The organism is Paenibacillus sp. MT124 (assembly GCF_058792755.1).
On sequence record NZ_CM179500.1, the window covers coordinates 4,280,279 to 4,292,917 of the forward strand.

Annotated in this window: 16 protein-coding genes; 2 read left to right on the forward strand and 14 right to left on the reverse strand. The window is 48.0% G+C overall.

Features of this window, described 5'->3' with window-relative positions; all coding sequences use genetic code 11:
* Window positions 1-43: 43 nt before the first annotated feature.
* On the reverse strand, window positions 44-955 hold the full coding sequence (locus tag AC3RCI_RS19295; protein ID WP_492526020.1) for a helix-turn-helix transcriptional regulator: 912 nt from the start codon (window positions 953-955) through the stop codon (window positions 44-46).
* Between the two features lie 108 nt (window positions 956-1,063).
* Between AC3RCI_RS19295 and AC3RCI_RS19300 the strand changes: the two genes are divergently transcribed.
* Window positions 1,064-2,011: a DMT family transporter gene (locus AC3RCI_RS19300; protein WP_492526022.1), complete on the forward strand. Its 948-nt coding sequence runs from the start codon at window positions 1,064-1,066 to the stop codon at window positions 2,009-2,011.
* A gap of 73 nt (window positions 2,012-2,084) precedes the next feature.
* Here the strand turns inward: AC3RCI_RS19300 and sigF are convergent, their stop codons facing one another.
* The 12 genes from sigF to AC3RCI_RS19360 form a co-directional block, all read right to left on the reverse strand.
* Window positions 2,085-2,840: an RNA polymerase sporulation sigma factor SigF gene (gene sigF, locus AC3RCI_RS19305; RefSeq protein WP_492526024.1), complete on the reverse strand. Its 756-nt coding sequence runs from the start codon at window positions 2,838-2,840 to the stop codon at window positions 2,085-2,087.
* An 11-nt stretch (window positions 2,841-2,851) separates the two neighbouring features.
* The gene (gene spoIIAB, locus AC3RCI_RS19310) at window positions 2,852-3,307 is read right to left on the reverse strand and encodes an anti-sigma F factor (protein ID WP_095290499.1); all 456 of its coding nucleotides are present in this window, start codon (window positions 3,305-3,307) and stop codon (window positions 2,852-2,854) included.
* A complete protein-coding gene (spoIIAA, locus tag AC3RCI_RS19315) occupies window positions 3,304-3,657 on the reverse strand; it encodes an anti-sigma F factor antagonist (RefSeq protein ID WP_036663380.1) in 354 nt (117 codons plus the stop codon). The genes spoIIAB and spoIIAA overlap by 4 nt, the downstream gene beginning before the upstream one ends.
* Window positions 3,658-3,800: 143 nt before the next feature.
* On the reverse strand, window positions 3,801-4,922 hold the full coding sequence (locus AC3RCI_RS19320) for a D-alanyl-D-alanine carboxypeptidase family protein (RefSeq protein WP_261780046.1): 1,122 nt from the start codon (window positions 4,920-4,922) through the stop codon (window positions 3,801-3,803).
* Window positions 4,923-5,176: 254 nt separating this feature from the next.
* On the reverse strand, window positions 5,177-5,398 hold the full coding sequence (locus AC3RCI_RS19325; protein WP_154895559.1) for a hypothetical protein: 222 nt from the start codon (window positions 5,396-5,398) through the stop codon (window positions 5,177-5,179).
* 186 nt (window positions 5,399-5,584) lie between these two features.
* A complete protein-coding gene (locus tag AC3RCI_RS19330) occupies window positions 5,585-6,409 on the reverse strand; it encodes a purine-nucleoside phosphorylase (protein WP_095359253.1) in 825 nt (274 codons plus the stop codon).
* Between the two features lie 182 nt (window positions 6,410-6,591).
* Complete coding sequence (locus AC3RCI_RS19335; protein ID WP_336780708.1) at window positions 6,592-7,482, reverse strand: tyrosine recombinase; 891 nt, start codon at window positions 7,480-7,482, stop codon at window positions 6,592-6,594.
* 74 nt (window positions 7,483-7,556) lie between these two features.
* Entirely contained in the window at window positions 7,557-7,799 is a 243-nt protein-coding gene (locus tag AC3RCI_RS19340) for a DUF4227 family protein (RefSeq protein ID WP_127537952.1), read from the reverse strand.
* A gap of 166 nt (window positions 7,800-7,965) precedes the next feature.
* On the reverse strand, window positions 7,966-8,433 hold the full coding sequence (gene fur / locus AC3RCI_RS19345) for a ferric iron uptake transcriptional regulator (RefSeq protein ID WP_024630961.1): 468 nt from the start codon (window positions 8,431-8,433) through the stop codon (window positions 7,966-7,968).
* A 108-nt stretch (window positions 8,434-8,541) separates the two neighbouring features.
* Window positions 8,542-9,171: a stage II sporulation protein M gene (gene spoIIM / locus AC3RCI_RS19350; protein WP_127537951.1), complete on the reverse strand. Its 630-nt coding sequence runs from the start codon at window positions 9,169-9,171 to the stop codon at window positions 8,542-8,544.
* A 133-nt stretch (window positions 9,172-9,304) separates the two neighbouring features.
* On the reverse strand, window positions 9,305-10,522 hold the full coding sequence (locus AC3RCI_RS19355; protein ID WP_492526026.1) for an endonuclease Q family protein: 1,218 nt from the start codon (window positions 10,520-10,522) through the stop codon (window positions 9,305-9,307).
* Window positions 10,522-11,106: an NUDIX domain-containing protein gene (locus AC3RCI_RS19360; protein WP_095290485.1), complete on the reverse strand. Its 585-nt coding sequence runs from the start codon at window positions 11,104-11,106 to the stop codon at window positions 10,522-10,524. Before AC3RCI_RS19360 ends, AC3RCI_RS19355 begins: the two co-directional genes overlap by 1 nt.
* A 119-nt stretch (window positions 11,107-11,225) precedes the next feature.
* Between AC3RCI_RS19360 and AC3RCI_RS19365 the strand changes: the two genes are divergently transcribed.
* A complete protein-coding gene (locus AC3RCI_RS19365) occupies window positions 11,226-11,360 on the forward strand; it encodes a Z-ring formation inhibitor MciZ (RefSeq protein WP_095290484.1) in 135 nt (44 codons plus the stop codon).
* Window positions 11,361-11,491: 131 nt separating this feature from the next.
* Here AC3RCI_RS19365 and AC3RCI_RS19370 read toward each other — a convergent pair whose 3' ends face one another.
* Complete coding sequence (locus tag AC3RCI_RS19370) at window positions 11,492-12,625, reverse strand: M20/M25/M40 family metallo-hydrolase (protein ID WP_492472581.1); 1,134 nt, start codon at window positions 12,623-12,625, stop codon at window positions 11,492-11,494.
* Window positions 12,626-12,639: the final 14 nt, after the last annotated feature.

Sequence of the window (12,639 nt, forward strand, 5' to 3'; positions counted from 1 at the left end):
CCGCCATCTGGCGACTGGACTGGATAACCTGGCAGAAAGACGGTTAATCGATTCGTTCCTCTTGTTTCTTCTCGGCGAGCTCTCTTCTGAATCGTAAAGGCGTCTTTTTCATGCTTTTCCGAAACTGGTTAATGTAATAGCTCGTGCTGTTAAAACCGACCTCATACGCGATTTCGGTGATACTGCGGTCGGAGAGCCGCAGAAGTTCAATGCTTTTCTGGATCCGGTAATCCATAACATATTGCATGGGTGTAGTTCGCAGGATTTGCTTAAAATACCGACATGTCTCCGATCGGCTTAACTGTCCCATCCTTGCAATATCCTCCAACCTGACCGGATCGGCATAGTTCAGATGAATCCACTGCAGCATATCCTTCATTCTTCTGCTCCTGGTCATCTCGGATGCATCATGCTCCAACGCATATCCGTTCTTAATGAGAAGCGTCCACATATCCAGCAGCGCTGAAGCAACCTTCAATTCGTAATAGGGCGCTTGACTCACAAGCTCCGTTCTAATTAACCTGATGGTCTCCAAAATCAGTGCTCCCCAGGCAATGCCCCCATCTATATAGAGAAAAGGCAAATTGGTAGCCGTTATATAGGGGTGTACATACTTTACGTACAGATCTGAAGGCGCTGCAAGTTGGGGCGTCAAATTCAGACATAGATATATGCAGTTATTGTTCCCTCCATGATCTTCGGCCATATGCAGAACTCCACTGTTAATAAAAATGCCATCACCTTTGGATACTTGAATTATTTGGTCGTTAATATGGAACAACACTGTCCCCTGGAGAACCGCAACAAACTGCAATTCATCATGCCAGTGCAGGGGGATGTGTCCGTGTATATTATTCACAATGGTTGTTTCATAACAGGCAACAGGTAAAGTATCGGTCCGATGCTTCGTCATTTCCTTCAAATTTTGATCAATGATAAATTCAGTCTTTTGCATAAGCCTCATCTCAATATATTTATATTTTTACGTGTAATATTGATATTAATATATCGCATTTCTCCTTAATATAGCACTATTCTTATATTTAAGGTGAGGCGATCAAGAGTGACAACATCTGCAAGTTCCAAGCTATCGGGTATCCTGCTCGTTCTAACAGGGGCCATCTGCTGGGGGATCGGAGGAACCGTATCCCAAAAACTGTTTCAACTGGATGGTATTGAAGTCAATTGGTATGTAACTGTTCGATTGCTGAGCGCGGGTACCCTGCTTCTGGTTATTCAATCTTTTACACACAGCAGATCTCAGATTATTGATGTATGGAGAAATAAAAAGACAGCTGTACAACTGATCCTATTTGGATTAGCAGGTATGCTCGCCGTTCAGTATACGTATATGGCTTCCATTAAACACGGTAACTCGGCTGTGGCGACTCTGCTTCAGTACCTTTCCCCCATCATGATCATGATTTACATTGCACTGCGGAAGCAGTCTGCACTCACGCGCAAGGACCTTGTATGCGGCATCCTCGCACTCCTGGGCTGTTTTCTACTGCTGACGAATGGCTCGGTTACACAGTTATCTGTCTCCTGGCTTGCGGTGATCTGGGGGTTATTGTCCGGGGTAGCTGCTGCATTCTATACACTTTATGCTGTACAGCTGATTAAGAAATTTGACTCACTTGTTATCGTTGGCTGGGCCATGATTATTGGTGGTCTGGGCCTTAGTTTGATTCACCCGCCATGGAAAGCGAACTTTGCCAGCATCTCTACTGAAACATACGGGTATTTGGTATTTACGGTTATCTTTGGGACGATGATTGCTTTTTGGTTCTACATTGCGAGTTTAAAAAGCCTTACACCCAAGGAGACCAGCCTGCTTGGAAGTGCTGAACCTCTGGCTGCCGTTGCTACAACCGTCGTATGGCTCCATGAACCCTTTGGTTTCTATCAATGGCTGGGTACTGCCTGTATTATCGGGTTGATTCTGGTCATGCAATACAATCGCTCAGGATCATCTAAACGGTTGAATGACAAACAACCTCACTCGCGTTAGGTGCGCGATGAAAGGTTGTTAGTTGTCGTATATTGGCGATTCGGCAACCGTGTTGGAGTCCGCACTCCATCATCTACTGCGCGATCTGATCGCGAATCGATTGAAGTATCTTTTTCTCCAGCCGGGAAACCTGAACTTGAGAAATCCCGAGCCTAGTAGCGACCTCCGACTGCGTCTGATCCCTGTAATACCGTAGATAAACGATCAGTCGTTCCCGCTCACTAAGGCCGCCGATCGCTTCATTGAGCGCCAGCTTATCAAACCAGCGTTCCTGAGATTCGTCGGCAATCTGGTCCATCAATGTAATCGGATCCCCGTCGTTCTCAAACACGGTCTCATGAATAGACGTCGGCGGTTTGTTCGCTTCCTGGGCAAAAACAACCTCCTCCGGGGTCACCCCCAGTTGTTCAGCCACTTCCTTGATCGTTGGCAGACGGTCAAGGTGTTTGGACAGTTCGTCCCTTTTTTTGCGGACTTTATTCGCCATTTCTTTCAGGGAACGACTAACCTTGAGGGTTCCGTCATCCCGCAGGAAACGTTGAATCTCTCCGATGATCATCGGTACCGCATAGGTAGAGAACTTCACATCATAACTAAGGTCGAATTTGTCCACCGATTTGAGCAGGCCGATACAACCAATCTGGAACAGATCCTCCGCTTCATATCCCCTGTTCATAAAACGCTGAACGACAGACCAGACTAGTCTGATGTTGCAGTTCACCAGCGTATCCCGTGCGACATGGTCACCCGACTGACTGAGCGCAATCAGCCGTTTGACCTCGGCATCGTCCAAATAGGTCTGTGAAGATGGTTTCACTTCAGCATCCATTAGACCAACCCCTAATTATACATTGCTTTCTTGGATTCAATCCTCTTCTTCATCTTGATGGAGGTGCCTCTGCCGGGCTCGCTGCTGACTTCGAATTCATCCATGAAGTTTTCCATAATGGTGAAGCCCATGCCCGACCGCTCAAGTTCGGGTTTGGATGTATATAGCGGCTGTTTGGCCAGTTCCAGGTCTTCGATTCCTTCTCCGCGATCTTCCACAATAATTGTAATCATGTCTTCGCGAATTTGCGCCTGAATGGACACGACACCCTCGGGATTGTTGTTATACCCGTGGATGATACTGTTCGTCACCGCTTCCGAGACAACCGTCTTCAGATCGCTGAGCTCGTCCATTGTGGGATCAAGCTGGGAGATAAATGCCGCGACAGTCACCCTTGCGAACGATTCGTTCTCCGACTTGGCCGCAAATTGCAAATTCATGAAATTTGTTCCCGTACCTTCACTCATGAGACGACCTCCAGACCCGAGAGAGCTGTTCCCTCATTTTCGTAAATCGGCATGATCTTGAACAAACCCGACATTTCCAGCAAACGATAGACCGGCGGATTAACATCACATACAACCATCTTGCCGCCTTTATTTTTAATGAGTTTGTATCTGCCCAATATAACACCCAGACCCGAACTGTCCATGAATTGAAGATCTTTCAGGCTAAGCACCAGATGTTCACACTGTCTGCGTTGGATGGCCTCATCCATTTGCATTCGAACCATATCGGCTGTATGGTGATCCAGCTCCCCGGATAATCGCACAATCAGAATCCCGCGGTGATGTTCCATTTCCACATGCAAGTTCACGTTTGCTCACTCTCCTCCCAGTCTTGAACAAGGATTTCTACGTTTCCGAAGGCTTTTCCTGCCCCCCGACAAAACTAGAAGAAAACCCCTATTTAACTACAAAATACGTTCAAGGAATGTATGCAGAACGCGCAAATCGGCGTTTAATCAAACAGGTTCGATGTTGTTCGTTTAAACAGCTTCCACCAGCCAGCCTTATTCACATCCTGAGGGGCCTGGATATCGAACTCCTTGATGACCTCGTTTCCTTGGTATACGACAAGCTTACCTACGCTCTGACCAGCCTTGACGGGTGCTTTCACTTCTTTTGCCATTAACAGCTCATGGCGGAACTCATCGGATTTGGCGCCTTTGCGCATCAGCACACTATAATTTTGCGTAGCCGTCAGCGGCAGCTCAGCGACTTCCCCTTTTTCAATTTTAAGACTGCCGAGCTGATCCCCTGCTTTGTACAAAGGTTTCATTGTGTATTGTCCGAACGCATAGTCGAACATCGAAGACACTTCAGCATTTCGAGTTTTCGTATTCGGTTCACCCAGCACTACAGCAACCGTACGCAGTCCGTCCTTCATAGCGGTAGCCGACAAGCAGAATTTGGCTTCTGATGTATAACCCGTTTTCAGACCGTCTGCGCCTGAGTAGAAACGGACCAGTTTATTGGTATTCACCAGCCAAAAGGGCTTTTCCGTATCTTTACGAAGGTAGTCCTGGTATGCTCCCGTGTATTTGGTAATGCCTGAATGTTTCAGCAGTTCACGACTCATCAGCGCAATGTCATGTGCGGAAGAATAATGATTCTCCACTGGCAGTCCGTTACAATTGGCAAAGTGAGTATCTTTCATACCGAGCTCTTTCGCCCGTTCATTCATCAGCTGTACAAAAGCTTCTTCTGATCCGGCAATTTTCTCTGCCATTGCAACAGATGCATCATTACCGGAAGCCATGGCGATTCCTTTTAACATGTCATCAACTGTCATCTCTTCGCCAGGTTCAAGGAAAATCTGTGAACCACCCATGGATGCAGCATATTCACTAGTTCTCACCTTATCCGTCAGCTTCAGCTTGCCGGAATCAATGGCTTCGATCGTCAGCAGCATGGTCATAATCTTTGTAATACTCGCCGGAGGCAGCTGATCATGACTGTTTTTTTCAAAAATAACCGTTCCCGTATCGGCATCCATCAATATGGCAGAACGAGCGGACGGGGCAAGATCTGTCCCTCCTGCCGTTTTGGGTGCTTCCTCCGCCAGCGCTGTTGTCGCCATAAGGGGTAGCAAAATACATAGGGTCATGAACGATGCCATTATTCGTTTCTTCACTAGGGTTAACCTCCTCAAATGACTTGCTTACTGCATGCTCCATGCATGTACTGCTAATCATTGTCGGCGCGTTTTCAGTAAATTATTCCATCCCATGAATGATTTCCCGAACTTTTTCTATTCTCAAACAAATGTACAAAAAAACGTGCCCCTCCTGAAGAGAGAACACGTAAGCTGCCCACTGTTGTGTAACGAGGGAATCATCCCCCTAAATCCCAGGAATAGATATTCCAGAAGATAAGAAACGAAGTTAATACGACAGATATACGGATGTTCCACTTTGTCGGAGCGGTATAGGTTTGATAGATCATGATCAAAACGATAATGATACTGGCAGCCAAAAACGCAATATTCGTTTTAACAAAGAAAAGCAGCAGCAGCACTCCAATATGTATGACTCCGATAAGACGGTCAATATTCATATCAAACCTCCTTACATCACATATAGATCGTTATAACTCCACTGAATGTTTTTTCCTTAGGCAGAACATTTTCATGTTACTCTTTCTATATTTTCTGAATTTCACTTTTTTGTAAAAAAATAAAAAAAGACAACCTCTTGAATGATCCCAAGGACCACCATAGGTTGTCTTACTGTAGCTTACGATTTACATTTGCGGAATGACGGCCAGAACAAGCGCAAGGAATGATTCACGAACACGCTCAGTCGTTTCCATGACCTCATCATGGGACAGCGGCTGATCAAGGATTCCAGCTGCCATGTTACTGATGCAGGAAATGCCGAGCACTTCCAGACCAGCATGACGTGCCACAATAACCTCGGATACCGTAGACATCCCCACCGCGTCTGCACCCAGCGTACGCAGCATCACGATCTCAGCAGGTGTCTCATAGTTAGGACCCAGCAAGCCTGCGTATACACCTTCACGCACATTAAAGCCTTGCGAAGCCGCTGTATCTTTCGCCAGTGCGCGCAAACGGCGGCTGTAGGCTTCAGACAGGTCAGGGAAGCGCACGCCCATTGCCGGGTCATTAGGTCCGATCAACGGATTTTTGCCCGTCATATTCAAGTGATCCGAGATCAGCATCAGATCGCCTGGCTCGTACGAAGTGTTCACACCGCCGGCCGCGTTGGTTACGAGCAGTGAAGATACACCAAGTTCTTTCATGACACGTACAGGAAACGCTGTGAGCTCGGGGCCATATCCTTCGTACATATGGAACCGGCCTTTCATCATAACAACCGGGCGGCCTTTAATGGTGCCGACCAGCAATTCCCCTTCATGCCCTTCTACCGTGGAGACCGGGAAGTGAGGAATATCCTGATAGGCAATACTTACGCCATCTTCGATAAGATCGGCCAGAATGCCAAGACCCGAACCCAAAATCAAACCGACTTCCGGCTTAATGGAGCTTTTGCTTTGAATGTAAGAAGCAGCTTCCTGAATCATCTGTTGATTTAATGCTGTCATTTCAAATGTTCCCCCTTGAGTTGAAACTTCCGTCTATGTCAGCTAGGTGCATCGTTCAGGTATATTCCTCCTGACCGATGCACTCGCTTATGTATAACGGCGTTTAAATGTGTACAGTTTATTTTATCCTAAATCAGCTATATGTTCCGCATCTATTATTGAACTTTTAGCGTTAAAGCCAATTATTTTGCTCGCGGATGATGCGTTTCATAGATCTCCTTCATCGTTTTGCGGCCATGATTCCCATATTGTTGTCCTGCCTGCTCCACATGGCCCAGCATGTCCTGTACTGCACGAGTATCCGCCCCGCTAGCAATCAGGTGGGCCGCAAAGGAATGGCGCAGCGTGTGCGGTGTAATCTCTTCCGAAATCCCTGCATCCATCGCCGCTTTTTTGAGCAGCTTCCAGAAGCCCTGGCGGGTTAAACGTCTTCCGGACACGTTGACGAACAGGGCCTGCTCGTCCGAGTCTGTTTTGAGCAGGCGGTTACGAAAATCGTTAACATACACACTTGCCCAATGTGCTGCCGGTGCGCCAATCGGCAAAATCCGTTCTTTGCCTGCACCTCCGCATCGAATAAACCGCATGCCAGGTTGAACATCCCGTATATCCAGTGCGATCAATTCCGAGACCCGAATACCGGTAGCATACAAAAGCTCAAGCATGGCACGATCACGCACCCCTTGGGCAGAGCGAGTATCGGGCGAGGCCAGAAGGAGTTCAATTTCATCCACCGTCAATACCTGTGGCGGCGTTTTGTCTGCTTTCGGAGCCTCGACATCAAACGTTGGGTCCTGCAGAATCTCGCCACGACGCATTAAAAAATGAAAATAGGAACGCAAGGATACCACGCTGCGAGCAATGGTCGCATTGGCACGCCCCGCCTGCTTCAGCTTGCCGATAAACAAGATAACATGAGTACGACGCACCTGCCCTGCCTCACGAATACCGTATTCCTTATCTGCAAATTCGATGAACTTGTCCACGTCCCGAAGATACGACTCCAGCGTACTGCTTGACATCCCTTTATCTTCTTCCAAGTATAAGGCATAGGGGTGTATCGTCTGTCTCATGTACAACGCTCCTCATCTGACAGCATTGCCGAACTGGCAACCTGCTTCCGTATTTGCATCCCTGGCTGTCCGGACTACTCCCCATACCAATAAAACAAACGGAGTCTCTCCGCCAGCGTAAGACGTGCTTCTCCATTGCCTGGCCAAACCGTCTCCTGAAAGACTTTGACTGCATTTCCTGTGGGCATCTGATACTGATCCACAGGTGAGATCCAGCCGTTGAACAAATCCAGAACATGATAGAACAGATAAACCAATCCTGCAAAAACTATAATAAATCGTATAAAACGAAGCCCTTGGCGCAGTGAAATAATCATGGGTTGTCCCCCTCCTGGTTTGAATCCCTTCATCTAGAATCAGGGTATGACGACAAACGCAGGAATATGACATTTGAGATGACATCAGAGGTAACCTCACATCATGTACTGGACCAAAAAAGCTCTCCCGTCAAAACCGCCGGTGAGAGCTTGAAGATATGCTATGTTATTCTTCATCTTTGGGCTTCTGGTCATTTTTAGCTTTGCAACGATAACAAATCCCATGAAAATCCAGTCGGTGATCTACTACCGAAAAGTTAAATTCCCGCTCCAGACGCTCTTCAAGCGGTCCAAGCCAGTCTTCACGTATTTCATCCATACTTCCGCATTGAACGCAAATTAAGTGATGATGGTGATGCTTGGATGTATCTCCGCGCAGATCATAACGCGCTACACCGTCGCCGAAGTTGATTTTCTCTACAACATGCAGCTCACTCAGCAGTTCGAGGGTACGGTACACGGTTGCCAGACCGATTTCGGGAGCTTTTTCTTTAACGAGCATGAATACGTCTTCCGCACTCAGATGATCTTCTTCATTCTCAAGAAGTACTCTTACGGTGGCTTCCCGCTGGGGCGTTAATTTATAACCTTGGGACTGTAGTTGCTGCTTAATTTTATCGATCCGTGCTTCCATTTTCTCCCTCCCCCTAGGAAATCACTGCACACTGCAACTTAACCCACTTCTTTCATTATAGGGGGAGTGCGTAATTAAAGTCAACATTTTACACGGTCCGTTACGGCGCTACGCCGGGAGCAGCATTGGCGTTACCCAGCGCATCATCGCAGGTGTTACCCAAGTTTCAAAAGACGCGACGCCTAACAGCAGTCCAGCCATAACCAGTGTCAGCAGCACATAAGAGGCAAACGGCCTTTGTCCACCCGGCGCCCGCTGCATGAGTACACGATTCCGAATGATATATAAGGAAAAGGTCATGGCCGACACACTGCAGATCAGCAATACCGGAATGACGAACAAATTATGCGGCGCGACGGATACCAGGGCAAACAGCAGCCCTTTCCAGGAATACTGTCCGACGAGATATCCAACGGTAAATCCGATCAGCACTCCTTTTAGAAAATCCAAAACCAATATACCCGGCAATCCGATGACGGACAGGCCCAGTATCCAGATAAGTCCAACCCATTTCAGATGTAGTATCGCTATATCCCAATAGGTTCCGGATTCGACGATCTGCCCGCTGTGCTGGACTGTCATGAAAAAATTGCCCAGATAGCCCTCCAGATCCTGACGCTGTTCAAGAGACAGGGCATTAACCATCAAGGCGCCAAAAATGACACCGACCAGAAACAAGACAGCTACAAATACATATAACGAGGTTTGACCTTTGAACGTGAAGTAGGAAGAACGCATACAGGAACGGGTCCCCTTTCCGGTTATCATGCTGCAGGATCTCTAAGAAATCCACACAGTCATTCTATGAACCGAAGTACGTGGGTATGACTCCTTGTCCCGATACGCTCCCTATCCTTCCCTTCTACCTGTCTTAGTCCATTTCCTTACCAGAGACCTTGCCATAGGTTCCCCCGCCTCCGGATGACAACTCCAGTCGACCATTTCGAGCAGAAACGATAAGACTGGCGAGAACGGGTCCCACAACACTCGCAAGCTCCTCTTCACTTGTTCTATGAAGGACATTCATTTCGGTGCCAAAGTGTTCCAAAAGCTGACGCAGCTTTGCCTTGCCCAGTCCCGGGATAAACTCAAGCGGTACCTGATAGTGGTACGGTGGCCTGAATTCTGGAACGTGAGGGCTCTCCCGATCTGCAATGGCCAGTATACGATCCAGAACGCCCTGCACCAGCTTCGTACTGCCGCAATAGGGGCAGCGTTCTGCTGACATCGCCTGTTCATCCATGATGCTGCCACAGGCTGCACAATACGTGCGGTGGTATTTGCCAAGCCTCGGGTTCAAGCCGTAATTGGCCCTGATACTTCTTCCAGCCTGCCCCTTCAATGCCATGCTGAATTCTTCAAATGAAGGATGGGCAATCTGCAGCTCATTATACTCGCGTCCGATTTTACCAAGGGAATGTGCATCCGAATTGGTTAGAAAAGGGAGCTGGTCAAGCTCCTGAATGTAGCTGGCCATAGATGAGTCTGAGCTTAATCCTAGCTCCACCGCATCAATCAGGCTTGTATCCAGCACATCTGCCATACGCGGAGCCGTGCTGCCATAGATGCCTTTATGAGGTGTAAAGGCATGTGCGGGCACGATGAGCCCGCCACGGGCTTTTATCTCGGCCTGCATTTCGAGGGATGAGACATATACCCGTTGTGAACTGAGATTCACATTTTTCATATAACGCTGCATCCACTCCGTAAATGACTTCATCGTTGTCAAATCACGAAAGTAGGCCAGCATGTGATATTCTCTCATCTCCGGTTCGCGCAGCTCGATTTCGGTACCGAGAAGAATCGTGGTGTCCTGGTAGGCAATGCCTCCATCCTTCAGCTCGGACATCGTGCCATTCTCAAGCAGCTGCTCGATATCCATCTGTACCACTGGTGAATGGCAGTCTATGACGCCGAGCAGATGAATTCCCTTGCGCTCTGACGCTTCACGAGCAATATTCTCGAAGGTCAGATCCCGGCTGCCACTGATTTTAACAGCTTCACCGCGGGACGTACGCCCAATGTGGATATGCAGGTCTGCGTAACAGGAATCCCACGTGTTAGACGTTGTCTGCTGATCTGCCATCATTAAAACCGCCCTGTTGTTCTGTACAGATCCCATGCGTACACAGCCATCATCGTTTTTGCATCACTGATCCGGTTCTGATCCATGAGCTGATAAGCTTCCTCAAGCGTGATTTCAGATACCTCGAGAAATTCGTCTTCATCCAGTGCCATGTCTCCGGCTTCGAGCTCCTCGGCAATATACAAGTGAATGATCTCGTCTGCGAAACCAGGTGATGTATAGAAAGAACGCAGATGACGCAGCGACTTGGCTGCATAGCCGGTTTCTTCTCGTAATTCACGAGCGGCCGCAGCCTCCGGCTCTTCTCCCGGATCAAGTTTGCCTGCAGGTATTTCCACCTCGGTACGCCCCATCGCCTGACGATACTGATCAACCACCAGCATGCGATCCCCATTCAGGGCAAGCACAGCTACGGCCCCGGGGTGACGAATAATCTCACGTGAAGCTGTCTGTCCATTAGGCAGCTTGACCGTATCGACCTGAAGAGAAATGACTTTTCCTTCAAAGATTGGCTTCGTCGAGACTGTTACTTCATCGAGCTTGGGATTAGACGGGTGGTTAGAGCCCGTTTGGTTGGTAGGATTCATATAGGATCAACTCCATTTTTTAAGATTTTATATTCACAATACGTATAATCCCCCGTTTTTTGGCATATCGTGAGCCTATAACCTTTCGAGAAATATAAAACAAATCAGGGGGATATCCAATGAACAGTTATGTGACATCTCAATCGGTACATGTGGTCGGACAAGCAAGGCAAGTCCAGCTTATACTCAAGCAATGGCTGCGTGAATGGGGTCCTGATGCCAAACTAAGTGAACTGATTGCGGGACGAAAGTAATCCTTGTTTACTTTCATTTCTCCCATGAAATATAACATGAATTCACAAAAAGTCCGAATCCGATGCTAACCGGTTTCGGACTTTTACGTAGAGAGGTGCTTGCTCCCAAATAAATACCTCTCAATATATGCTTACTTGCTGCCAGAAGCGGTCTCCTGAATGATGGCTACGACAACCTGGGACAGTTTAACGATATCTTCCGCACGAATGCGCTCTTTTGTCGTATGAATATCCTCATAACCTACCGCCAGATTGACGGTCGGAATGTTGAAGCCATTGAAGATGTTGGCATCACTGCCACCACCCGAAGCAAACGTACTTGTTTCCAGACCCAGGCCGCGAATCGCACGCTGTGCAAGCTGCACAACCTCATGCTCATCGTGGAACCCGAAGGCAGGATACAAAATCTCGCTGCGGAATTCGGCTGTGGCACCGTATTTGCGGCAGGTTGTTTCAAGAGCTTCACGCATCTGAGCAATTTGCTTTTCCACTTTTTCCTGTACAATACTGCGTGCTTCCGCTTCAATCTGTACAAAATCACACACAACGTTCAGTGCAGATCCGCCCTGAAACTTGCCAATATTGGCTGTGGTCTCATCATCAATCCGTCCCAGTGTCATTGCTGCAATGGCCTTCGCCGCCACTTGGATGGCACTGATGCCATCTTCGGGGTTCACACCTGCATGTGCAGATTTCCCATAAATGTTCATCTGAATCTCGGCTCTCGCCGGGGCAGCCACACAAATTGTTCCCACTGCACCATTGGAATCAAGTGCATAACCGAATTCAGCCTCAATATCTTTTGGATTCATTGCACGGGCACCGACCAGACCGGATTCTTCGCCAACGGTAATGACGAACTGAATTTTCCCGTGTGGAACCTTGTTCTCCTGGATCGCCCGAATCGCTTCAAGCAGAGCAGCAATACCTGCCTTGTCGTCTGCTCCGAGGATCGTTGTTCCATCGCTGCGAATCCAACCATCTTCCCCAAGCTCGGGTTTAATTCCCTGTCCAGGAGTTACAGTATCCATGTGGCAGGTAAAAAAGATCGGCGCTGCCTCCGGTGCACCATCCGCTTCCCAGGTAACAATCAGGTTACCTGCTCCATGCCCGGTTTTCTCCATGGTGTCGTCCTCATAAATGCTGAGACCCAGCTGGGTAAACTGCTCCTTCAATACGTTGGAGATGTTATGTTCATTCTTCGTTTCACTGTCGATCTGCACCAGTTCCATAAACTGATGTACAACACGTTCCTGTTTAATCATAGGACTTTCCTCCC